The organism is Massilia putida, from assembly GCF_001941825.1.
GTDB lineage: Bacteria > Pseudomonadota > Gammaproteobacteria > Burkholderiales > Burkholderiaceae_D > Telluria > Telluria putida.
Window position 1 is genome coordinate 4,071,560 of record NZ_CP019038.1, and the last position, 22,670, is coordinate 4,094,229.

General features: G+C 66.6%; 24 protein-coding genes. 19 read left to right on the plus strand and 5 right to left on the minus strand.

All coding sequences use genetic code 11. From position 1 onward, the window contains the following. From BVG12_RS20300 to BVG12_RS20330, 7 genes are all read left to right on the plus strand, one after another. A complete protein-coding gene (locus BVG12_RS20300; RefSeq protein ID WP_075793982.1) occupies positions 1 to 261 on the plus strand; it encodes a hypothetical protein in 261 nt (86 codons plus the stop codon). After that, complete coding sequence (locus BVG12_RS20305; protein ID WP_370662811.1) at positions 258 to 1,031, plus strand: MgtC/SapB family protein; 774 nt, start codon at positions 258 to 260, stop codon at positions 1,029 to 1,031. Before BVG12_RS20300 ends, BVG12_RS20305 begins: the two co-directional genes overlap by 4 nt. Positions 1,032 to 1,051: 20 nt before the next feature. Next, positions 1,052 to 1,630, plus strand: coding sequence for a DUF924 family protein (locus tag BVG12_RS20310; protein ID WP_075793983.1), 579 nt, complete (start codon positions 1,052 to 1,054; stop codon positions 1,628 to 1,630). Further along, positions 1,630 to 2,487 carry a Rossmann-like and DUF2520 domain-containing protein gene (locus BVG12_RS20315; protein ID WP_075793984.1) on the plus strand — a complete coding sequence of 286 codons (858 nt, stop codon included), beginning with the start codon at positions 1,630 to 1,632 and terminating at the stop codon, positions 2,485 to 2,487. The genes BVG12_RS20310 and BVG12_RS20315 overlap by 1 nt, the downstream gene beginning before the upstream one ends. 38 nt (positions 2,488 to 2,525) lie before the next feature. Beyond that, the gene (locus BVG12_RS33565; RefSeq protein WP_156895689.1) at positions 2,526 to 2,735 is read left to right on the plus strand and encodes a PEP-CTERM sorting domain-containing protein; all 210 of its coding nucleotides are present in this window, start codon (positions 2,526 to 2,528) and stop codon (positions 2,733 to 2,735) included. An 86-nt stretch (positions 2,736 to 2,821) separates the two neighbouring features. Beyond that, positions 2,822 to 3,199, plus strand: a complete 378-nt coding sequence (locus tag BVG12_RS20325; RefSeq protein ID WP_075793985.1) for an MAPEG family protein — start codon at positions 2,822 to 2,824, stop codon at positions 3,197 to 3,199. A gap of 137 nt (positions 3,200 to 3,336) precedes the next feature. Beyond that, the gene (locus tag BVG12_RS20330; RefSeq protein WP_075796475.1) at positions 3,337 to 3,699 is read left to right on the plus strand and encodes a hypothetical protein; all 363 of its coding nucleotides are present in this window, start codon (positions 3,337 to 3,339) and stop codon (positions 3,697 to 3,699) included. 6 nt (positions 3,700 to 3,705) lie between these two features. Here BVG12_RS20330 and BVG12_RS20335 read toward each other — a convergent pair whose 3' ends face one another. Beyond that, on the minus strand, positions 3,706 to 4,284 hold the full coding sequence (locus BVG12_RS20335) for a putative pterin-binding protein (protein WP_075793986.1): 579 nt from the start codon (positions 4,282 to 4,284) through the stop codon (positions 3,706 to 3,708). Positions 4,285 to 4,354: 70 nt separating this feature from the next. On the opposite strand from BVG12_RS20335, the gene BVG12_RS20340 reads away from it, so the two are divergent. Together BVG12_RS20340 and BVG12_RS20345 are read left to right on the plus strand one after the other, a co-directional pair. After that, positions 4,355 to 4,930 carry an alpha-ketoglutarate-dependent dioxygenase AlkB family protein gene (locus BVG12_RS20340; RefSeq protein WP_229503667.1) on the plus strand — a complete coding sequence of 192 codons (576 nt, stop codon included), beginning with the start codon at positions 4,355 to 4,357 and terminating at the stop codon, positions 4,928 to 4,930. Between the two features lie 179 nt (positions 4,931 to 5,109). After that, positions 5,110 to 5,685 (plus strand): porin family protein, encoded by a 576-nt coding sequence (locus BVG12_RS20345; RefSeq protein WP_075793988.1) that lies wholly within the window; start codon positions 5,110 to 5,112, stop codon positions 5,683 to 5,685. Between the two features lie 188 nt (positions 5,686 to 5,873). Here the strand turns inward: BVG12_RS20345 and BVG12_RS20350 are convergent, their stop codons facing one another. Beyond that, the gene (locus BVG12_RS20350) at positions 5,874 to 6,446 is read right to left on the minus strand and encodes an REP-associated tyrosine transposase (protein WP_075793989.1); all 573 of its coding nucleotides are present in this window, start codon (positions 6,444 to 6,446) and stop codon (positions 5,874 to 5,876) included. A 303-nt stretch (positions 6,447 to 6,749) separates the two neighbouring features. Here BVG12_RS20350 and mrtJ point away from each other — a divergent pair, with 303 nt between their 5' ends. From mrtJ to trxB, 8 genes are read left to right on the plus strand one after another with little or no spacing between them, the layout of a single operon-like run. Then, positions 6,750 to 7,100, plus strand: a complete 351-nt coding sequence (gene mrtJ, locus BVG12_RS20355; RefSeq protein ID WP_229503668.1) for a JDVT-CTERM system glutamic-type intramembrane protease MrtJ — start codon at positions 6,750 to 6,752, stop codon at positions 7,098 to 7,100. A gap of 17 nt (positions 7,101 to 7,117) precedes the next feature. Continuing rightward, positions 7,118 to 9,247, plus strand: coding sequence for a choice-of-anchor D domain-containing protein (locus BVG12_RS20360; RefSeq protein ID WP_075793991.1), 2,130 nt, complete (start codon positions 7,118 to 7,120; stop codon positions 9,245 to 9,247). Next, positions 9,244 to 9,753 carry a TlpA family protein disulfide reductase gene (locus BVG12_RS20365; RefSeq protein ID WP_075793992.1) on the plus strand — a complete coding sequence of 170 codons (510 nt, stop codon included), beginning with the start codon at positions 9,244 to 9,246 and terminating at the stop codon, positions 9,751 to 9,753. Before BVG12_RS20360 ends, BVG12_RS20365 begins: the two co-directional genes overlap by 4 nt. After that, on the plus strand, positions 9,750 to 9,959 hold the full coding sequence (locus BVG12_RS20370) for a DUF4266 domain-containing protein (protein WP_075793993.1): 210 nt from the start codon (positions 9,750 to 9,752) through the stop codon (positions 9,957 to 9,959). The genes BVG12_RS20365 and BVG12_RS20370 overlap by 4 nt, the downstream gene beginning before the upstream one ends. 10 nt (positions 9,960 to 9,969) lie before the next feature. Beyond that, entirely contained in the window at positions 9,970 to 11,115 is a 1,146-nt protein-coding gene (locus tag BVG12_RS20375; RefSeq protein ID WP_075793994.1) for a DUF3570 domain-containing protein, read from the plus strand. After that, positions 11,109 to 12,023: an FAD:protein FMN transferase gene (locus BVG12_RS20380; protein WP_075793995.1), complete on the plus strand. Its 915-nt coding sequence runs from the start codon at positions 11,109 to 11,111 to the stop codon at positions 12,021 to 12,023. Before BVG12_RS20375 ends, BVG12_RS20380 begins: the two co-directional genes overlap by 7 nt. After that, positions 12,020 to 13,825 carry a protein-disulfide reductase DsbD gene (gene dsbD / locus BVG12_RS20385; RefSeq protein WP_075793996.1) on the plus strand — a complete coding sequence of 602 codons (1,806 nt, stop codon included), beginning with the start codon at positions 12,020 to 12,022 and terminating at the stop codon, positions 13,823 to 13,825. The genes BVG12_RS20380 and dsbD overlap by 4 nt, the downstream gene beginning before the upstream one ends. 4 nt (positions 13,826 to 13,829) lie before the next feature. After that, the gene (trxB, locus tag BVG12_RS20390) at positions 13,830 to 14,768 is read left to right on the plus strand and encodes a thioredoxin-disulfide reductase (protein ID WP_075793997.1); all 939 of its coding nucleotides are present in this window, start codon (positions 13,830 to 13,832) and stop codon (positions 14,766 to 14,768) included. Between the two features lie 17 nt (positions 14,769 to 14,785). On the opposite strand, the gene ettA is transcribed toward trxB, so the two are convergent. Beyond that, positions 14,786 to 16,453 carry an energy-dependent translational throttle protein EttA gene (gene ettA, locus BVG12_RS20395; RefSeq protein WP_075793998.1) on the minus strand — a complete coding sequence of 556 codons (1,668 nt, stop codon included), beginning with the start codon at positions 16,451 to 16,453 and terminating at the stop codon, positions 14,786 to 14,788. A gap of 116 nt (positions 16,454 to 16,569) precedes the next feature. Further along, positions 16,570 to 17,454, minus strand: coding sequence for an EamA family transporter RarD (rarD, locus tag BVG12_RS20400; RefSeq protein ID WP_075793999.1), 885 nt, complete (start codon positions 17,452 to 17,454; stop codon positions 16,570 to 16,572). A 205-nt stretch (positions 17,455 to 17,659) separates the two neighbouring features. On the opposite strand from rarD, the gene BVG12_RS20405 reads away from it, so the two are divergent. After that, positions 17,660 to 19,537, plus strand: coding sequence for a potassium transporter Kup (locus BVG12_RS20405; protein ID WP_075794000.1), 1,878 nt, complete (start codon positions 17,660 to 17,662; stop codon positions 19,535 to 19,537). A 235-nt stretch (positions 19,538 to 19,772) separates the two neighbouring features. After that, positions 19,773 to 20,252: an FKBP-type peptidyl-prolyl cis-trans isomerase gene (locus tag BVG12_RS20410; RefSeq protein WP_075794001.1), complete on the plus strand. Its 480-nt coding sequence runs from the start codon at positions 19,773 to 19,775 to the stop codon at positions 20,250 to 20,252. A 1-nt stretch (position 20,253) separates the two neighbouring features. Here the strand turns inward: BVG12_RS20410 and BVG12_RS20415 are convergent, their stop codons facing one another. After that, positions 20,254 to 22,662 (minus strand): ABC transporter permease, encoded by a 2,409-nt coding sequence (locus BVG12_RS20415; protein WP_075794002.1) that lies wholly within the window; start codon positions 22,660 to 22,662, stop codon positions 20,254 to 20,256. Between the last annotated feature and the right edge of the window lie 8 nt (positions 22,663 to 22,670).

Consider the following 22,670-nt stretch of genomic DNA (forward strand, 5'->3'; position numbering starts at 1 on the left):
ATGGCGGGAGCACGTTCCACCCGCGCCAGCGCCGCCGTCGAGCGTCTGAAACGGCGCACCGGCGTGACGTCGTACTCGATGGCGCGTACCGGCGATGGCCACTTCTTCCTGTCCGAGAAACCGGGCGCGCCGCCGCTGTGCGCGCCGCTCGAACTGGACGACTTCGTGGCGTTCGTCAACGGCCTCGGTCCGCAAGAGGTCAAACGCATCAGCAAGCACGACGTCGAATTCGAAAAACAGCTCGTCAGGAAAAAACCTTGACGGCTCCCGTATCGAACGACCTGGTCCTGACGCTGCCCGACCTGATCGGCGCGTACTGGTCGCAGGCGGAACTGGCCACGAATGCGCTGATCCTGTTGAACCTGGCGGGCGCGTTGGCGCTGGGTCTGATGGTCGGCTACGAGCGTTCCTACCACGGCCGCGCGGCGGGCATGCGCACGTATGGCCTCGTGTGCATGGCGTCGTGCGCGCTGACCATCGTCGCCGGCTATCCGAGCCACTGGTTCGGCGGGCACGGGTCGTCCGTGGCGCTCGTCGATCCGACGCGCGTGATCCAGGGCGTCGTGACGGGCATCGGCTTCCTCGGCGCCGGCGTGATCATGCGCTCGGGTTTCAACATCAGCGGCCTGACGACGGCGGCGTCGATCTGGTCGTCGTCCGTGATCGGCATCCTCGTCGGCCTCGGTTTCTACATGGCCGCGATGGGGCTCGCGTTCTTCTCCGCGATGATCATGATCTACCTGAACAAGGCGGTCGGGATGCTGCCGTCGCGCCACGCGGTGGCCGTCACGCTGCACTTCAAACCCGGCGTCTATCCGCAGGAAGAGACGTTGCGCCGCGCGGCGCTGGAACGCGGCTACGAAATCGCCGGCGGCTCGCTTACCATCTCCAGCGAGAAGGGCTGCCAGGAATGGCATTTCGTCGCGCTGGAACTGGCCGGCAAGCCGGGCGCGCCGCTGTCGCTGCTCGCCAGCGAACTGTCGACGTTCGAGGGCGTGGACGGCTTCCAGCTTTCGCACGCACGCAACTGACAAGGACAACAGAGGAACACATGACACCCCAGGACGTTCTCGATTTCTGGTTCGGCGCACCGGGCAGCGCGGAGGCGGGTAAGCCGCGCCGCGAATGGTTCGTCAAGAAGGATACATTCGACGATATCATCCGCGACCGCTTCGGCGCGACGATCGATCAGGCGCTGGCCGGCGGCCTGCGCGAGTGGGATGGGCAAGGACCGCAAGGCCTGCTGGCCCGCATCCTCGTGCTCGACCAGTTCACCCGCAACGCCTACCGCAACACGCCGCAGTCGTTCGCCGGCGATGCTCTCGCGCTGGCCGCCGCGCGCACCCTCGTCGACAGCGGCGCCGACCGGGAGCTTCCACCGCTGCAGCGCGCCTTCGCCTACATGCCGTTCGAGCACGCCGAGGACGCGTACATGCAGGAGCGCGCCGTCGAACTGTTCGGCGTGCTGGCGGCCGGACACCCGGGCTTCGACGAGATGCTCGATTACGCGCACCGCCACCGCGGCGTGATCGCGCGCTTCGGCCGCTTCCCACACCGTAACGCCATCCTCGGGCGCGCGTCGACGCCGGAAGAAGAGGAATTCCTGCGCCAGCCGGGTTCCCGTTTCTGATGCCGACCCTGAACATCGTCGGCGCGGGCCATGTGGGGCGCGTCCTCGGCAGGTTGTTCGCGGCGCGCGGCGTATTCACTGTCCAAGATGTGCAAACGCGCGGCATCGACAGCGCGCGCGACGCCGTCGCCTTCATCGGTGCCGGCGCACCCGTCGACGGCGCCGTGCGGCCGGCCGACGTGTGGATGCTGGCCGTGGCGGACGATGCCATCGGACCGGTCGCCGCCGCGCTGGCGCAATCGGCACCGGTGGACGGCGCCGTCGTATTCCACTGCAGCGGCGCGAAGGCGTCGAGCGAACTGGATGCGCTGCGCCGCGCGGGCGCCCTGGTCGCGAGCGTGCATCCGGTGCGCAGCTTCGCCGACCCGGCGGCGGTCGCGGCGGCGTTCGACGGCACGTTCTGCGGCGTGGAGGGCGATGCCGCCGCGCTGGCGGTTCTGCTGCCTGCGTTCGAGGCGATCGGCGCGCGGCCCGTGCAAATCGACCCGGCCGCCAAGACCGTGTATCACGCGGCCGCCGTGTTCGCGTCGAACTACCTGGTCACCGTCATGGACGCGGCGCTGCGCGCCTACCAGGCCGCCGGCATCCCGGCCGACGTGGCGCGCGAACTGGCGCGGCCGCTCGCGACCGAAACGTTATCGAATGTGCTGCGACTGGGGCCGGAAGCGGCGCTGTCCGGGCCGATCGCACGCGGCGACGCGGCGACGGTGGCGCGCCAGCACGCGGCCGTCGCGGCCTGGGATGGCCCGACGGGAACCTTGTACGACGCGCTCGCCACGGCGACGTGGGACCTGGCCCGGCGCAAGTGGACTTTCGATTCCCCGGGTTTTACATCACTGAACATCGGACTTACCTGATCGAGTTCTCATTCGACGGATTGTCGAACCAGAATTTCATGTATAACAATCGAAACGGGCCTTGGGATCAAGGCGTCTACCGTGGACTGGAAGGCATGCAAGGGCAAGCTTTCAGCAACAATTACGGCGTACCGGCTATTCGCGTGCATGGCGCTGGCTCGGCGAATGATGTGCCGGAACCCGCCTCGCTCGCGTTGATCGGTGCCGGTGTGCTGGCGCTGGGTTTGCGCCGCCGCGCTGACAAGTAGATCGGCTTTATTGCGCCATCCGATGTCATGTTGTAAAAAGCCTGTCTGTAGAAACAGATGGGCTTTTTGTTGTGATGGAGAACACGATGGTTTTGACCGCATGGGCGACCTTGGCCGCACTCGGCGTCTATTTCTGGACGGGCGTGATGGCCGGCTGGGCGAGAAACAAATACAAGGTGCCGGCGCCCTCGATGGAGGGGCCGCTGCCGTTCCAGAGCTTTCAACGCGTGCAGGCGAACACGTTGGAACAATTGCCGCTCGTGCTGGCCCCGCTGTGGCTGTGCGGCCACTACCTGGGCGACCGCTGGGCGGCCGCGGGCGGGCTGCTGTGGTGCGCCGGGCGGATCCTGTATGCGTTGGGCTATTACCGCGATCCGAGCAAGCGCGAGCTGGGCTTCATCGTCGGCATGGTGGCGTGCGGCGCGCTCGTGGCCGGCAGTGCGATCGGGCTGTTGTCACAATGAGTTCACAGTGAGCTGTTGCAGTAGAGCAAAATCTCGAAAACCATTCGTCGACAAAGTTCCCATACTGCAATAAGCTGTGTCTGATTTCAATTTATTGAATGGCGGCCCCGATGCCGCCATGCGTGGAGGAAGACAGCATGCTGTTCCTGAAAAGCACCAGTGTCACGAAGGCACCCGGCATTTACGAAGTCGACGTGGCAGCAAAACCGCCCGGCAAGACGTTTGGCGTGTTCATGGCTACCGATCCCGACAATCCGCCGCAGGCCGTGCTGACCGCTCTGGCCGAGCTCGGGTTCGAGAACATCTACCAGCAGACCTATACCCACAAGGACAAGGGCAAGGTGCTCGACCTGCATTTCCAGAAGAACGGCACCGATCTGTTCAACGGCTGGAAATCGGACGAGTGCGCCGCCAACCTGGCCGCGATCGACACCCTGTTCGGCAACGTCGGCATCAAGATCACGCCGCGCGTGATGAGCCTGGCCGAAGCCTACGCCTGATCCGGGTCACCCCTTCACCTCGACGTGATACAACGCCCACGGGCAGGCGGCGAAGCGCTGCGGCAACGGCAGCGCCGCCATCTCCGGTACCCGGTCGGCGTCGTACACGGCCCATAGCGGTCCCAGACCTCCCAGCGGCATCGGATTGCCGTCGACGTGCGTCGCGACGATGAAACGTCGCGCGCGCGCCTGGGCGACCGGCAATTCGACGTTGTAACCGTCCACGGCGCGCAGCACCAGCACCCCCTTGTCGTGCAGCGTGGCGCCGGCGCGCGCCAGCACGTCCGTCAGCAGCGGACCGCGCAGCGTGTGCGGCTTGCGGTCGTATTCCAGCGTCGGACGGATTGTCTGTTGCGGCAGGGTCATTAAGCTGGGGTAATCGAAGGCCCAGGCTGTCGTGAACGTGACCTGGTGCTTGTGCATCATCTGGTCCAGCGCCGGGTCGAGCGGCCCGCGATTGCTGTGCGCGATGGCGCCGGTGACCGTCAGCAGCGCCGGGCCGCGCTCGGCCGGCTGGGCAGCATGCGCGGCGATGGGAAAGGCACCCGCGACCGCCGCGGTACCGAGGAACTGGCGTTTGTTCATGAGAAAATGTCTGGTCGATCAGATTCCGCCATCATAGCAATATTGTCGAATGGACTTGTTTTCCACAGCCATGGATTTGGTAAGCATCCCTATCGAGGATGGCGAGCTGTCCATGCTGGCCCAGCTTCCCATGACGATCAGCAATGCCGAGATCCTCGCGCGTTTGGTGGATGAGACGCCGTGGCGCGCCGACACCGTCGTTGTGTACGGCAAGCGCTATCTGCAGCCCCGCCTGACGGCCTGGTATGGCGAGGCCAGCTATACATATTCCGGCCTGACGCTGCAACCGCTGCCGCTGACCCCGCTGCTGGAAGCGCTGCGCGCGGCGGTCGAGCAGGCGACGGGCCGGCGCTACAACAGCGTGCTGCTGAATTACTACCGCGACGGCGCCGACAGCATGGGCATGCACAGCGACGACGAACCGGAGCTGGGCCCGCAGCCCGCCATCGCCTCGCTCAGCTATGGCGCCACCCGCACCTTCATCCTGCGCCACAAGACGAATAAGCGCACCGTCAAGCTCGACCTGACAGATGGCAGCCTGCTGTTGATGGCCGGCACCCTGCAGGCACACTGGCGGCACGGCATCAACAAGACGGCCAAACTGGTTGGACCACGGCTCAACTTAACTTTTCGTTTCGTGAGCTAAACCTAAGTTATCTGACCTCAATTTTCGTTAAAACATTACTGAATTTAAGGTCATTAAGTTACATTCGATTACAAGTCTTACGAGTTCAGCAAGGACTTCACCATTTTGCGGTGCTATCTTGACCACATCGCGATTCACTGGAATTGCGAACCAGTCAAACAAAGCAAAGGAATCCGCATATGAAAAAGCTTATCGTTGCACTGATCGCAGGTACTGCCGCCATGGGCGCGGCCCAAGCCCAAACCACCCAGACCCAACCGCGCGCCTATGTGGGCGTCGGCATCGCCACGGCGGACCACGAGAATTCGTCGGTCGGTGGTCTGAGCAATTTCAGCAGCGACGGCTACAAGGCCTCGGGCAAGATTTTCGGTGGTTATGAATTCGACCAGAATTGGGGTGCTGAAGCGGGCTACACCGATTTCCGCAATTCCAATTTCAACTACAGTAACAACGGCACGAACGCGAGCGGCCGCACGAAGGGCTCCAGCTACTATATCGCCGGCAAGTACAACATGCCGGTGAACGACCAGTTCGCCGTGTACGGCAAGCTGGGCCTGCAGCACAGCGAGCGCAAGCTGGAAAGTGCCGCCCTGAACCTCAAGAACACCGACACCGGCGCCTATGGCGCCGTCGGCGTGCAGTACAACCTCAACCAGCAGGTTGCGCTGACCGCCGAGTATGAGCGCTACGGCAAGAGCAAGGATTTCGGCGCCAAGGCCGACGTCTGGACCGTGGGTGCACGCTATAGCTTCTAAGCGTCTCCGGTTTCACTTCAAAAAAAGGGCCTGCGGGCCCTTTTTTAATTGCTCGGCAATTCGGGGTCAGAGCCCTTATTTGGGCAATTTTTCAATGACAACGCTTCCCCGATGGGTACCCACGATATCGATATGGACAAGCGGAACGGTACCGGCCAGCTGAACGAGCTTACTGCAAAGATCGTGCACTAAAAAGGGCTCTGACCCCGGATTTTTGCCGGCTGGCCCGCCGGCCACATCCATGGCGGCGGCGCGAGCGGCAGGGCGGGCGGCGTGAAGCCCGCGGCGAGGAACCGGTGCAGCGACGACCACGGCCATTCCGCCGGATGCTGGCAAAAGCCGTGGCGCATCGGATTGCTGTGCACGTAGTCGATCAGGCTCGCATATTCCTCGTCGTCGCCCACGCGATAGTCGCGGTAATGGCGTTCCCAGATGGTGCCGTCGCCCGTGCCGGCATCGCCCTTGGTCCTCGCGCCGCCCGGCAGGCAGGCTTTATGCAAAGCCTTGGAAAAGGCGATCTTGACGGCGCGCCAGCGCGACGCGCAGTCGTGGTCGCCCGGCGGCAGGGTCCAGATCGCGTGCGCGTGGTTCGGCAGCACGACCCAGGCATCGACGTGGAACGGCTTGCGGATGCGCGCCTGGCGCATTGCCTCGCCGAATGCCGAGAAATGGTCCGTGAGTAAGGTGCTGTCCCGATCCAGCAGACGCACCGTGAAGAAAAAAGTCCCGCCCGGGACCCGGTTGTCGCGGTAGTTTGTCATGAACGTAATCTGCCAAGCGGCGCAGCCATGCCGTGTCGATCTGGCGCAAACGCGCACGAGTTGAAGAACCTCAACCACACCGATTCTACCCACGATGCCAGTTTGACGACGATCCATTTCCGTGCATTACGCGGTATGGTCGATGTGGCAAATCTAATGTTTTGACACCGTTTGGCGCCGTTCGTGCGCTGTCCATAATTTTTTTTCAATTCGCCTGAACTTTTCCGCCATGGCCGGTATTAACCGGACGATTTCCGTAGTAGCAACTGCTACCGGTAGCCGTTCGGGTGCCCTGTGCCGTTCATGCCATCCATTGTCCTGATGTCCCAGCACCTGGTCTGTACGGGCCAGGTCGTCGCGCCCGATGCCGTCGCGCTGGCGCGCCTGCTGTTGCTGGCGCCCGTGCTGGAGGAGTGGGTGGTGCGGGGCGGATTGCAGGAGTGGCTGATCCGGCGTGCTGCCCCGCTGCCGGCGGCCCTGTCGGCGGCCGCGTTCGCGCTGCTGCATCTCGGTTCCGGCTGGCGCGCGGCAGGGCTGGTGCTGGCGCCGGGACTGGTGCTGGCGCTGCTCTACCAGCGCAGCCGCGACTGGCGCCTGTGCGCACTGGCGCACTGCGGGATGAATGCACTGGCCCTCGGTGGCTGTGTCCTTTGAACGAATTGGGAGTCCCTATGATCGGGCTGCATCGAAGTCTTCATTCTGTCCTCGCCGTCGCCGCCGTGCTCGCGATCGTCCCGGCCGTCCATGCCGCCGATGCATTGAACGGCAAGAACCTGTACCTGAACGGGCCGACCGGCGGCGGCACCGCCTGCGCGTCGTGCCACGGTCCTTCGCCGGCCAACAACGTCAACGGCATCCTCGCCGCGGCGAATAACCCGAGCGTGATCACCAATGCGTTCGCCGCCAACAAGGGCGGCATGGGCACGCTGTTCAACGGCCGCTTCACGGCCGCGGAGATCGCGGATCTCGCCGCCTTCATCGGCAACCCGACCGTGACCGCCGCGCCGGCGGCCGCGGTCAATCCGGCCTCGCTGAGTTTCGCGGCCACCACCATCGGCCAGTCGGCGTCGCCGCTCGCCACCACCTTGTCCAACACGGGCAACGCGGCGCTGACCGTCGGCACGTTGAGCCTGTCCGGCGCGGCCGCGGGCGATTACGCCATCAACGGCGGCACCTGCGCCAACGGCACATCGCTGGCGGCCGGCGCCAGTTGCACCGTGCAGGTCGGCTTCACGCCGTCCGCCGCCGGCGCGCGCAGTGCCTCGCTCGTCATCGCGCACAATGCGACGGGCGGTTCCAGCACCGTGGCCTTGAGCGGCACCGGCAACGCCGTCGCGCAGCCGACCATCGCGCTGTCGGCCAATGCCATCGACTTCGGTGCATTGGTCGCCGGTACCGCATCGCCCGCGCAGAGCGTCACGGTCAGCAACACGGGCCAGGCGACGCTGACTTTCTCCAGCATCGCCGTCGGCGGCGCCAACGCGAACGTGTTCACGTTGGGCGGCACCTGCGCCACGGCGACGCCGGTGCCGGCGGGCGGCAGCTGCACCGTGACCGTGACCGCGAACTCTTCCGGCAACGGCGCGTTCAGCGGCAATCTCGCCCTGGCGTCGAACGCGTCCAACGGCGCCGTGTCGGTGCCGTTGTCCGGCACCGTCGCCGCGGCCGCGCCGGCCGTCGCGGCCAGCCCGTCGGCCGTGGCGTTCGGCACGCAGGCGATCGGCGCGCAGGCCGCCACGCAGTCGGTCACGCTGGCGAACAAGGGCAATGTGGCGCTCGCGCTGAACGGCATCGCCGTGTCGGGCGCATCCACCGTCGCCATCGCCAACAACACGTGCGGCACGACCCTGGCCGTGGGCGCCAGCTGCACCGTGACCCTGGCCTTCGCGCCGACGACATCCGGCACGGCCACGGCCACGCTTACCGTGACGTCGAACGCGGCACCGCTGCAGGTGACGATCAGCGGCACGGGTACGACGGCGCCGGCGGCCAAGCCGACGTTGTCCGAAGCGGGCCCGGTCGCCTTCGCGGACACGCAAGTCGGCAAGAGTGCCGCGGCGCATACCGTCACGCTGTCGAACGGCGGCACGGCCGCGCTGAAAATCGCCTCGCTCGTGCTGGACGGCGCGCAGGCATCCGACTTCGAGTTGAAAGGGACCTGCGCGGCCAATGCATCGGTCGCCGCATCGGCCAGCTGCACCATCGACATCGGCTTCAAACCGACGGCCGCCGGCCAGCGCGCCGGAACCCTCGTGCTGATGACGGACGCCGGCAACCAGTTCACCGTCGCCCTGAGCGGGACCGGCGTCGCCGTGCCCGTGCCGATGCTGACGGTGAATCCGCAATCGTTCGACTTCGGCGCCGCCGACGTCAACGGCACGGCGCCCACGCACCGCATCACGCTGACCAACACGGGCGCCAATGCGGCAACGGTGACGGCGGCCACGTTCTCCGGTCCGTTCGCGCTGCAGGCCGATGCTTCCGGTTGCGCGGCCGTTCCGTTCACCTTGCAGCCGGGGACGAGCTGCGACCTGGTCGTGCGCTTCACCCCGGTCGGTGCGGGAGACACGTCCGGCAGCCTGGCGCTCGCGGCCGACGGTGGCGGTGCGTGGACCGTCGCGCTGAGCGGCAAGGGCAATGTGCAGACCGTGCAATCGCCGCAGAACGCCGGCGGTGGCGGCTGCTCCTCCATCAAGAACGGCAACGATCCGGTGCTGGCCTTGCTGGTGGTGCTGTCGTTCGGCGTGCTGGGATGGCGTCGCACGGTGAGCAAACTGAGTCGTAAAGAGGTGGACCAATGAGCGCCCGTACGACGCGCGTGCTGCGCATGGCAATGGTGCTGGCCGCGGCGCTGGAGGCATCGACCGCCAGTGCGCTCGACAAAGGCGTGCCGGCGCCGCAGTTCGACTTGCCGGGCAAGGACGGCACGGTGCAGCTGGCGAAGTTCCAGGGCCGGCTCGTGTACGTGGATTTCTGGGCCTCGTGGTGCGGCCCGTGCCGCCAGTCCTTCCCATGGATGAACGAGATGCAGGCGCGCTACGGCGCGCGCGGGCTGCAGGTCGTCGGCGTGAATCTCGACGCGAAAAGCGACGATGCGCGCCGCTTCCTCGCCGAGACGCCGGCACGCTTCACGATCGCGTTCGACCCGGCCGGCGCGACGCCGCGCGCCTACGGCATCAAGGGCATGCCGAGCAGCGTGTTGATCGGCCCGGACGGCAAGGTTCTGTACGAGCACGCGGGTTTTAAAGAGGCCGACCGCGCGGAGCTCGAACAGGTGATCCAGAAGGCGTTGGGAGGTGCGAAATGAGGAACCTGATCCTGCTCGTGCCGGCGCTGCTCGCGCTGGCGGGTTGCGCCACCGTGCAGCCGTGGGAAAAAGGCAAGCTGGCCAAGCCGGAGATGACCTTCGGCGGCGACAAGCTCGAGACCCGTTATGCCGACCATATCTATACGAGCCGCGAAGCCGCATCCGGCGGCGCGGGCGTAGGCGGCGGTGGATGTGGCTGCAACTGAGGGGGAATACATGACGACATCCAAGCAACCTCCCCAGGACCTGGGGGCGTCTCTGCTCGCCGCGGCGCTGCTGCTGCCCGGCGTGCAGGCCATGGCCGACGAGCCGCCGCAGAACGGCAGCATCAGCCTGCGCTATCTCGATTACGCCGACCGCCAGTCCGGCCTGGACCGCATTCACTCGCATTCGCCGTCGATCGCGGTGACGGCGCCGGTCGCAAGCGACTGGTCCATCGAAGGCACGCTGACGGCCGACGACGTGTCGGGCGCCTCGCCGCGCTACCACACGGCGATCTCCGGCGCCTCGCATATGCAGGACGAGAGAAAGGCGGGAGATGTCGCCGTCACGCGCTACTTCCGGCGCGGCACGCTGACGGCCGGCGCCGCGTATTCGACGGAGCACGATTACGTGTCGCGCGCGCTGTCGCTGAACGGCACCTTGTCCAGCGAGGACAACAACACGACGTGGGCGTTCGGGCTCGCGGGCAGCCGCGATCGCATCGATCCGGTCAACCACGTCGTCGTCGATGAGCACAGGCGCACGGTGAGCGTGCTGGCCGGCGTGACGCAGGTGCTGACGCCGAACGACATCGGCCAATTGACGTTCACGCGTACGAACGGCGACGGCTATTTCAGCGATCCGTATAAATTGTTTGACAACCGTCCCCGCTCGCGCCGCCAGAACACGGTGCTGCTGCGCTGGAATCACTACGTCGACAGCACGGGCGGCACGACGCGCCTGAGCTACCGCTACTACAGCGACTCGTACCGCATCCGCGCGCACACGCTGTCCGGAGAATATGTGCAGCCGCTCGGCGGGGGCTGGAGCGTGGTGCCGGAACTGCGCCTGTATTCGCAGAGCGCGGCGTATTTCTATTACGACCCCGTGTACGACGGCACGCTCGGCCCGCCGTTCCCGCCCGGCTTTGCCGCTGCGGGGCCAAGCCGGCTGTCGTCGCCGGACCAGCGCCTGTCCGGCTTCGGCGCCGTCACGGTGGGGCTGAAGGTCGTGCGCGACATCGGCAAGCTGTGGACCGTCGACGTCAAGGTCGAGGGCTACGAACAGCGCGGCAGCTGGCGCCTGTTCCACGGCGGCAGTCCGGGCCTCGCGCCGCTGCGCGCCCGCATGTTCCAGGTCGGATTGACGCGGCGATGGTAGACCAGGTCTTCCGCTTTCCGTTCGACGCGATGGCCAGCCGGTGCGAGATCCGGCTGGCCGCGCCGAACGGACACGTGGCGGAAGAACTGGCGGAGGCGGCCTTCGCCGAGGTGCGGCGCATCGAGCGGACATATTCGCGCTACCGCGCCGACAGCATCGTCAGCCGCATCAACGCCGCGGCGGGACGCTATCGGGTGGAGTGCGACGACGAGACGTCGCAGCTGCTCGCCTACGCCGACCACCTCTACCGCGCCAGCGACGGCCTGTTCGACATCACCTCGGGCGTGCTGCGCCGCGCCTGGGATTTTCGTCATCCGCGCGTGCCGACGCAGGACGAACTGGCGCCGCTGCTGGCGCTGGTCGACTGGCCGGCCGTGCGCCGCGAGGACGGCAGCATCTTCCTGCCGCGCGCCGGCATGGAGATCGACTTCGGCGGCTTCGGCAAGGAATACGCGGCCGACCGCGCCGGTGCGCTGCTGCTGCAAAAAGGCGTGCGGCACGGCTATGTGAACCTCGGCGGCGACATGCGCTTCATCGGGCCGCAGCCGGACGAGCGGCCCTGGGCCATCGGGATCCAGGACCCGCGCAAGCCGGATGGCATCGTCGCCAGCATCAACGTCAGCCAGGGCGCACTGACGACGAGCGGCGATTACGAACGTTTTTTCGACATCGACGGCAAGCGCTATTGCCACATATTGAATCCGCGCACGGGCATGCCGGCGTGTTACTTCCGCTCCGTGAGCGTGCTGGCGCCGTTGGCCGTGCTGGGCGGCAGCGTGTCGACCATCGCGATGCTGAAGGAAGCGGACGGCCTGGCGTTCCTGGCCGCCAGCGGGCTCGCCTACTTCGCCATCGACAATGCGGGACAACAGCACCACCACAGCATTTCAGGAGATTACGCATCATGAAGCACCTCTTTCGATGGACGGCCGCGCTCGTCCTGCTGGCCTGCGCGGCCGGGCAGACGGCGCTGGCGGCCGACGATTTTTTACCGCCCGAACAGGCGTTCAAGCTGAGCGCTCAGTTGCGTTCGGATCTGCGCGCCGTGCACCTGATCTGGACCATCGCGCCCGGCTACCACCTGTACCGCGACCGCCTCGTCTTCACCGCGCCGCAGGTCGGCCAGCCGGCGCTGCCGGACGGCGTGCGCAAGTTCGACAGCAATTTCAACAAGGAGATGGAAACCTATGCCGGCCAGCTGGCGGCCGACCTGCCGCTGAAAACGGATGCGAAGAACCCGTTCGTGCTGCGCGTGGGCTACCAGGGCTGCGCGGATGCAGGGTTGTGCTATCCGCCCGCCGAAGTGGCGTTCACCGTGGACCCGGCGGCGCCGGGCGCATTGAAGCCTGCCGCACCCGATGCCGCGCCGGTACCGCAAGCGGCGCCGGCGCCCGCGCAGGAAGACGACAGCTCGCTGGCCCGCCGCACGCTGCAATCGGGCAGCGCCTGGCGCATCGGCCTCGCGTTCCTCGCGTTCGGCCTGCTGCTGTCGTTCACGCCGTGCGTGCTGCCGATGGTGCCGATCCTGTCGTCCATCATCGTCGGCGAAGGCAACGTCTCGCGCGGCAAAGGATTTACGCTGGCGCTGGCCTACAGCCTGGGTATGGCGCTCGTCTACACGGCGCTCGGCGTCGCGGCGGGCTTGGCGGGCGAGGGCCTCGCCGGCGCGCTGCAAAAGCCGTGGGTGCTGCTGACGTTCGGCGCGCTGCTCGTGGTGCTGGCGCTGTCGATGTTCGACGTCTACCAGTTGCAGCTGCCGAGCAGCCTGCAGAGCCGTTTGAGCACGACCAGCGGCCGCATGAGCGGCGGCCGTTTCGCCGGCGTGTTCGTGATGGGCGCATTGTCCGCGTTGATCGTGGGGCCCTGCGTGGCCGGTCCGCTGGCGGGCGCGCTGTTGTACATCAGCCAGACGCGCAATGTGTGGACGGGCGGCTGGGCGCTGTTCTCGATGGCGACCGGCATGAGCGTGCCGCTGCTGCTGACGGGCGTCTCCGCGGGCAGCCTGCTGCCGCGCGCCGGCGCTTGGATGAACCACGTCAAGCGCGTGTTCGGCCTGCTGCTGCTCGCGGTGGCCATCTGGATGGTGACGCCCGTGTTCCCGGTCACGGTGGCGATGCTGCTGTGGGGCGCGTTCGCCGTGCTGTGCGCCGTGTTCCTGCGCGTGTTCGAACCCATCGCCCCCGGAGCGGGATTGGGCCGCTATGCGGGCAAGACGCTGGGCCTCGTGCTGCTGACGGGCGGTCTGTTCGAACTGGTGGGCGCCGCCAGCGCCGGGCATGACGTGCTGCAGCCGCTGGCGCACCTGCGCGTCACTTCAGTTGCCGCCGCGGCGCAGGACGGCAAGCACGGTAAGGAAATGCGCTTCGAGCGCATCCGCACGCTGGCCGAACTGGATCGCGTGCTCGCGTCGTCCGCCACGCCCGTGATGCTGGATTTTTATGCCGACTGGTGCGTGTCGTGCAAGGAGATGGAGCGTTTTACGTTTTCCGAGCCGAAGGTGGAAGCGCAGATGAAGCAGGTGCGCCTGCTGCAGGTCGACGTCACCGCCAACAACGATGACGACCGCGCGCTGATGAAGAAATTCGGCCTGTTCGGGCCACCCGGCATCATCCTGTTCAAGCAGGGTAAGGAAGTGCCGGAGAGCCGCGTCATCGGCTTCATGGCGCCCGAGCAGTTCGCGCAGCACCTGTCCCGTCACTTCGCCTCCTGACATCATGAAACGACATGCCAAGGTCCTGATCCTGGGTTCCGGCCCCGCAGGCTATTCCGCCGCCGTGTATGCGGCGCGCGCCAATTTGCGTCCCCTGCTCGTGACCGGCGTCGCGCAGGGCGGCCAGTTGATGACCACCACCGACGTCGAGAACTGGCCCGCCGATCCGGACGGCGTGCAGGGACCGGATCTGATGCGCCGCTTCGAGCTGCACGCGCGGCGCTTCGAGACGCAGATCGTCTTCGACCACATCCACACGGCGTACCTGAACGAGCGGCCGTTGCGCCTGTCCGGCGATCTCGGCGACTACACGTGCGATGCGCTGATCATCGCGACCGGCGCGTCCGCGCGCTATCTCGGGCTGCCGTCGGAGCAGGCGTTCCTGGGCTGCGGCGTGTCGGCCTGCGCCACGTGCGACGGCTTCTTTTATCGCGGCAAGGAGGTCGCGGTGATCGGCGGCGGCAACACGGCCGTGGAAGAGGCGCTGTACCTGTCGAACATCGCGTCACGCGTGACGCTGGTGCACCGCCGCGACCAGCTGCGCGCCGAGGCGATCCTGGTCGAACGCCTGCTGGCGCGCGTGGAAGAGGGCAAGGTGGACGTCCTGTGGAACCACACGCTGGACGAAGTGCTGGGCGACGCGGCCGGCGTGCACACGCTGCGCCTGCGCGGCGTGCGCGGCGGCATCCGCGTGCTGCCCGTGCATGGTGTATTCGTGGCGATCGGACATCAGCCCAACACGGCGCTCTTCGCGGGTCAGCTGGAGATGGAAAACGGGTACATCGTGACGCGCGCGGGACGCAACGGCCTGGCGACCGCCACGAGCGTGCCCGGGGTGTTCGCCGCCGGCGACGTGCAGGACCACGTCTACCGGCAGGCGGTCACCAGCGCCGCCAGCGGCTGCATGGCGGCGCTGGATGCCCAGCGCTATCTGGAGGAATAACGCGGGCGCAGCGCCGATCAGCTGGTGAGCGGCTTGTAGCGGATCCGCTTCGGCTTGGCGCCTTCTTCGCCGAGACGCTTCTTCTTGTCGGCTTCGTACTCCTGGTAGTTACCGTTGAAGAAGGTCACCTGCGAGTCGCCTTCGAAGGCGAGGATGTGGGTGGCGATGCGGTCGAGGAACCAGCGGTCGTGCGAGATGACCATCACGCTGCCCGCGAATTCCAGCAGCGCGTCTTCCAGCGCGCGCAGGGTTTCGACGTCCAGGTCGTTCGACGGTTCGTCCAGCAGCAGCACATTGCCGCCCTTGAGCAGCGTCTTGGCCAGGTGCAGGCGGCCACGCTCGCCCCCGGACAGGTTGCCGACGAGTTTCTGTTGGTCGGCGCCCTTGAAGTTGAAGCGGCCGAGATACGCACGGGACGGCATCTCGAAGCGGCCGACGGACAGCATGTCGGCACCGCCGGAAACGTCCTCGAACACGGTCTTGTTCGCGGCGAGGCTGTCGCGCGACTGGTCGACGAGCGAGACCTTCGCGGTCTTGCCGATGACGACTTCGCCGCTATCCGGCTGCTCGGTGCCGGCGATCATGCGGAACAGGGTCGACTTACCGGCGCCGTTCGGGCCGATGATGCCGACGATCGCGCCCGGCGGCACGGTGAACGACAGGTTGTCGATCAGGAGGCGGTCGCCGAAGGCTTTCGAGACGTTCTTGAATTCGATGACTTCATTGCCCAGACGTTCGGCGACGGGGATGAAGATCTCCTGCGTCTCGTTGCGCTTCTGGTATTCGTATTCGGACAGTTCGTTGAAGCGGGCCAGACGCGCCTTCGACTTGGCTTGCCGTGCCTTCGGATTCTGGCGCGCCCACTCGATCTCTTTCGCCAGCGCCTTCTGGCGCGCGGATTCCGTCGCTTCTTCCTGCTTCAGGCGGGCTTCCTTCTGCTCCAGCCAGGACGAGTAATTGCCCTTCCAGGGGATGCCGTGGCCGCGGTCCAGTTCCAGGATCCATTCGGCGGCGTTGTCGAGGAAGTAGCGGTCGTGGGTGATGCCGACGACGGTGCCCGGAAAGCGCAGCAGGAATTGTTCGAGCCACTCGACGGATTCGGCGTCCAGGTGGTTAGTGGGTTCGTCCAGCAGCAGCATGTCCGGCTTACTCAGCAGCAGCTTGCACAGCGCCACGCGGCGCTTCTCGCCACCGGACAGCACGCCGATCTTGGCGTCCCACGGCGGCAGGCGCAGCGCGTCGGCGGCCATTTCCAGCTGCAGGTTCAGGTTGCCGCCGTCGGAGGCGGCGATGATCGATTCCAGGCGCTCCTGCTCCTTGGCCAGCGCGTCGAAATCGGCGTCCGGTTCGGCATAGGCGGCGTACACGGCTTCCAGTTTCGCTTGCGCCTCGAAGGCTTCGCCCAGGCCGCTTTCCACTTCCTGGCGCACGGTTTTTTCCGGATCGAGCTGCGGTTCCTGCGGCAGGTAGCCGATGTTCAGGCCCGGCATCGGACGCGCTTCGCCCTGGATGTCGGTGTCGATGCCGGCCATGATCTTCAGCAGGGTCGATTTGCCGGAGCCGTTCAGGCCCAGCACGCCGATCTTCGCGCCCGGGAAGAACGACAGCGAAATATCCTTCAGGATCTGGCGTTTCGGTGGGACGATCTTGCCCACGCGGTTCATGGTGTAGACGTAGTTGGCCATTAGTAATGTGCTTCTATTCGTAAAATAAGGACGACAGGATACTGTAAAACACCGGGGTCAGACCCCGATTTTAGGAAATTGCCAAAATTCGGGCTCTGACCCCGGCGTTACCGGCGTTAGGCTTGTTTGGCCACCGGCTGCGGCCGGTTCAGCAAGCCTTCCGCCGCGAACAGGGCCAGCGCGAGCCAGATCAGTACGAAGCCGACGAGGCGGTCCGGCGTGAACGCTTCGTGGAACAGCCACACGCCCAGCAGGAATTGCAGCGTGGGCGACATGTATTGCAGCAACCCCACGATCGACAGCGGGATTTTTCTCGCGCCCGCCGCGAACAGCAGCAGCGGGATCGCCGTGATCGGCCCGGCCGCGACGAGCAGTACGCGCGTCGTGGTCGAGTCCGTGTTGATGAACGCGTTCTGGCCGTGCGCGGTGAGCCAGCCGACGTAGGCCGCCGCCAGCGGAAACAAGACCATCGTCTCGAACGACAGCCCTTCCAGCGCGCCGAGCGCGGCCGTCTTGCGCAGCAGGCCGTAGCCGCCGAACGACACGGCCAGCGCCAGCGCGACCCAGGGCACGCTGCTGGCCTGCCACGTCAGCCAGGCCACGCCCAGCGCCGCCACGCCGATCGCCATCCATTGCGCGCGCCGCAGGCGCTCCTTCAGCAGCATCGAGCCGAACATGATGTTGACGAGCGGATTGATGAAATAGCCCAGGCTGGACTCGATGACGTGGCCGTTGTTCACGGCCCAGATGTAGATCAGCCAGTTGATGCTGAGCAGGAAGGCCGAGGCGACGAAGCTGAGGAACACGCGCGGCTTGCGCACCGTATTCAGCCACGCCCATTGCCGGCGCACGGCCAGCACGATCACGAGGAACAGCAGCGACCACAGCATACGGTGCGCGAGGATCTGCAGCGGCGGCACGTCGCCGATGGCGTGGAAATACAGAGGAAACAGGCCCCAGCACAGGAAGGCGAGGGCGGCGGACAGGATGCCGGTGTTCATGGGACTCAGGCGCGGGTGATCGGTCCGACATTATCCCCGAACGGGCACGGCCTTGCTGGCCGTGCCCCGTTTCTGACGTGCGCTCAGACCGCCATCGTTGATGCAGACTTTGAGAAAATAGCATCCTGGAGGAAAGGTACGCTCTTGTCTTTCCTTGTCGATTATTCTATTGTGCAACGCACCAGAACAACAAAACGGTGAAACCTTGACGTCAGAACACAAGAAAAGCAGCCTGGCGGCGCTGACACTGGCCGCGGTCGGTATCGTCTACGGCGACATCGGCACCAGCCCGCTGTACACCCTCAAGACCATCTTCGATCCCGTCCACGGCCTGGTGCTGAACACGCCCAACGTGCTTGGCATCGTCTCCCTGATCTTCTGGGGCCTGACGATCATCGTCTCCCTCAAATACGTCACCCTGATCCTGCGTGCGGACAACCGCGGCGAGGGCGGCATCATGGCCCTGATGGCGCTCGCGCTGAATTCCGTCACGCGCACGTCGCACTGGCATTACGCGCTGATGGTGCTGGGCGTGTTCGGCGCCACGATGTTCTACGGCGACAGCGTGATCACGCCGGCGATCTCCGTGCTCGGCGCGATCGAGGGTCTCGAAGTGGCCACGCCCGGCCTGGAAAAATACGTGGTGCCGCTGACGATCGTCGTCCTCGTCGCGCTGTACAGCGTGCAGCGCCACGGCACGGCCGGCATCGGCCGCTGGTTCGGTCCGATCATGGTGCTGTGGTTCGCCGCGCTGGCCGCCATGGGCATCGTCAACATCGTGCAAGCCCCCGTGATCCTGCACGCGCTGAACCCGCTGCACGCGTTCGAATTCATGCTGCGCGAGCGCATGATCGCGTTCGTCGCACTGGGCGCCGTCGTGCTGGCGTTCACGGGTGCCGAGGCGCTGTACGCGGACATGGGCCACTTCGGCAAGACGCCGATCCGCTTCGCCTGGTTCATCGTCGTATTCCCCGCCCTCGCGCTGAACTATCTCGGTCAGGGCGGCCTGCTGATCACGCGTCCCGACACCATCGAAAACCCGTTCTTCCACCAGCTGGGCAGCTGGAGCGTGCTGCCGCTCGTGCTGTTGTCGACGATGGCGACCGTGATCGCATCGCAGGCTACGATCTCCGGCACGTTCTCGATGACCAAGCAGGCCATCGCACTGGGCCTGTTGCCGCGCATGCGCGTGATGCACACGTCGGAGAGCGAGATCGGCCAGATCTACATCCCGGCCGTGAACTGGCTGCAGCTGATCGTCGTGCTGATCGCGGTGGTGGGCTTCGGTTCGTCGGACAAGCTGGCCGGCGCCTACGGCATCGCGGTGACGGCGACCATGTTCGCGACGACGATCCTGACCTTCTTCGTGGTGCGCTACCGCTGGCACCTGCCCTTGTTGCTTTGCTTCGGCGCCACCGGTTTCTTCATGGTGATCGACCTGGCGCTGTTCTCGGCCAGCACGCTGAAGCTGCTGCACGGCGGTTGGTTCCCGCTGGTGATCGGCACGATCCTGCTGACGATCATGCTGACCTGGAAACGCGGCCGCGAACTCGTGTTCGAAAACCTGGAAAAGCACGCGATCCCGCTCGACGACTTCCTGCAATCGCTGTTCGTGGCGCCGCCCGACCGCGTTCCCGGCACCGCCATCTTCCTGCGCGGCGAGACCGACGGCGTGCCGCACGCGCTGCTGCACAACCTGCTGCACAACAAGGTGCTGCACGAGCGCGTCGTGTTCCTCACGGTGCGCATCCGCGAGGAACCGTATGTGCCGGAAAGCGAGCAGGTCGAGGTCGTCCCGCTGGGCCACAACTGCTACCAGCTGAACGTGACCTACGGCTTCAAGGACGAGGCCAACATCCCGGACATCCTGCGCCTGTGCGCCGCCAAGAACCTCGAGTTCGAGATGATGGAAACGTCGTTCTTCATCGCGCGCCAGACCGTGATCTCGGTGCCGGGCCAGGGCATGGCGCCGTGGCGCGAGCATTTGTACGTCGCGATGCAGCGCAATGCCCGCACGGCCGCCGACTACTACCAGATCCCGTCCAATCGCGTGATCGAGCTGGGCACGCAGGTCGAAATCTGATAGGAACGTCGATAAACCCGCTGCGCGTCGCCCTGGCGCCCCGCGATGCGCCGTTACGGCGGACCGGCTGTACTACTCGTACAGCTGCGCTTCTCGGACGCCAGTGCTGCCGCTCGCGGCGGTTTCTCGAGGTGCCTATTTTACAAAGCCATACAAATCATCCACAGACGCTTGCAGGACCGGTTGGTAAGGTGCGGGTTGCATCCGCTCACCCGATCTGTCCCGCAGGAGTCTCATGAAACTGTCCTTCCCGCTGGCCGCCGCTTTCGCCGCCATCCTCAGCTTGTCCGCATGCGGCGGCGGGGCCGGCGATTCCAGCGGCACACCCGCCGTCGTCAACAACCCCGCCGCGCTGACCAGGACCGATATCGCGATCGGCACCGGTGCCGAAGCCGTGAGCGGCGTGCGCGTCCAAGTCAGTTACACGGGCTGGCTGTACAGCGCCGTCGCCACCGACTTCAAGGGCGCCAAGTTCGACGCGTCGCAGCCCGGCAAGCCGTTCACGTTCGTCGTCGGCGCCACGGGCTCGAGCGAATCCGCCATCCCCGGCTTCAGCCAGGGCGTGCAGGGCATGAAGGTCGGCGGCAAGCGCACGATCCTGATTCCGAGCAGCCTGGCCTACGGCGCGGCGGGCGTGCAGGGCGTCGTCCCGGGCAATACGGGCCTCGTGTTCGAAGTCGAACTGGTGAAGGTCTGCGGCAGCGCGGCGTGCTGATTCACTCCCGCAGCGCAGCAGCGGGGCGGATGCGTACCGCCGCCAGGCCGTGGCGCAGCGTGGACACCAGCGCCACCGCACCGGCCACCAGCACGGCGGCGGCGAGCGTCCAGGCGCCGATCGGTGCACGCTCGGCGAACGCGCCCAGCCAGCGCTGGATCGCCAGCCACGCGAACGGCAGCCCGAGCAGGCCGCCGGCGCCGACCAGCGCGGCGAACTCGCGCGCCACCAGCTGCGCGATGGCCGCGCCGCCGGCACCGTACAGCTTGCGCAGCACGATTTCCTTTTCGCGCCGGCGCACGCTGTAGGCGGCCAGCACATAGATGCCGAAGGCGGCGATCGCCGTCGCGATCGCACTGGCGGCTGCCAGCAGCCTGGCCAGGCGCAGGTCGTCGGCGTAGAAGATGTCGGAGATCAGGCTCGACATGCGGACGACGTCCAGGTCCTCGTTGGGGAAGTAGCGCGGCCACAGGGCCAGGATGGCGCGCCTGACCGTGTCGACGTCACCGCTGCAGCGTACCGTGAACCCGCCCACGCGGTCGTTCAGGAAGAATACGCTCGGCTGCTGGCCGTCGCGCGCCGAACGCTGGCGCAGGTCGGGCGCCACGCCCACGATCTGCTTCGGCTTGTCGCTGCCAGCGGTGTTGGTCAACATCTGCCCGACCGCACTGCGCGGCGAGGGGAAACCGAGCTGGCGCGCCGCCGCGGCATTGATCACCACGCGGTCCTCGTCGCCGAACTTGTCGAGCGCGGGCGAGTACAAGCGTCCGGCCACCGGCTTCACACCATAGACGTCGAAGAATTCGGGACCGACCGCGTACAGGTTGATGTCGGTGGCCGTGCCGCCGGCGCGGCGCAGCGTGACGATGTTGTGGCCGACGCTGAACGGCAGGTGCGAGACCGCCACGCCCGCGACGCCCGGCAGGCGCGCGACCGCGTCGCGGAAGGCGCGCGTGCGCGCATCGCGCATGTTGTTCGCGGCGGGGAACATCAGCAGCGGCGCGGTATCGAAGCCGGGATCGAGCGTGCTGGCGTAGCGCGTCTGCCAGGCCACGGCGAGGGTGGTGGCGGTCAGGCCCATGGCGACGCCGAACTGCAGCGCGGTCAACGCGCGGCGGATCCACAGGCCGCGCGCGGTCTCGCCGGCGCCGCGTCCGGCCAGGGCGGCGGTGGCGCGCACGCGCAACGCCGACCAGGTCGGATAAGCGCCGGCAGCCAGGCCGAGCAACCCGCCCAGCGCCAGCGTCGTCGCCAGCGGGACGGGATCGAACATGCCGTCCAGCCTGCGCTGCACGAGGTCGGCAAAGACCGGCAGCAGCAGCCACGCCAGCAGCAGCCCGAGGACGGTCGCGAGCAGGCAGACCAGCACCGACTCGGCCAGGAACTGGCGCGCCACGGCCTGCGCCGACGCGCCCAGCACCTTGCGTACGGCGATCTCGCGCTGGCGCGCCAGCGTGCGTACGGTGGCCAGGTTGACATAGTTGGTCGCGGCCAGCAGCAACACCAGCACGGCGATGGCGCCCAGCCCGATCACGCCCTGGCGGTTGCCGTGCGGCGCGAGGATGTCGTTCAGGTCGGGCGCGAGGTACACGTCGGCGATCGGCTGCAGGCGGTAGTCGATCAGGTCGCGCCCGCCCAGTGCCGCGACCTGCTGGGCATAGTCGCGCTGCACGAGCGGCGACGCGCGCTGGCCGCGCCGCAACGCGTCCAGCACGGCGCCGGCGTCGGCGCCGGGCAGCAGCTTGAGGTAGACCCGGCCGGGCGAAAAGCCCCAGGCGCCGGCGGCGAAGGCTCGCTGGTCGGCGGGCAGGATCGCGCTGTTCGTGCCAGCCAGCGCTTCGTACGGCATCGTGGTCGCGGCGGGCGGGTCGGCCACGACGGCCGCCACCACATACGTCTGGCGGTCGCCTTGCAGCGTGCGGCCGACCGCGTCGATGCGTCCGAACACCTTCAGGGCGGTGTCTGCCGTCAGTGCCAGCGCCTCCGGCCGCGTGAGGGCGGCGTGCAGGTCGCCCGCCAGGACGCGCGGCGCGAAGATCTTCTCGAAGTCGGGATCGACCAGCGCGACGCCGAAGGCGACGACGCGGTCGCCCACGCGGGCATTGATGCCGCGGTCGAGGAAGGCGCTGGCGAGCACCGGCTGGCCGCTCGCCAGCGCTGCGTCGCGTGCGGGCAGGCTGGCGGTGCTGCCCCAGCCGTTGCCGAGCAGCGCCAGGTTCCATCGTTCCTGCAACTGGACCACGCGCTCGCGCTCGGGCACGTGCTCGTCGTAGGAAAACGAGTGGCGCACATAGCCGAGCAGCAGGAAGCACACGGCGATGCCGATGGCCAGGCCGAGCACCACCACCGTGGAATAGGCCGGCTCCTTGACGAGCAGGCGCCAGCCGATGCGGAAATCGCGCAGGTTCATCGTGCCCT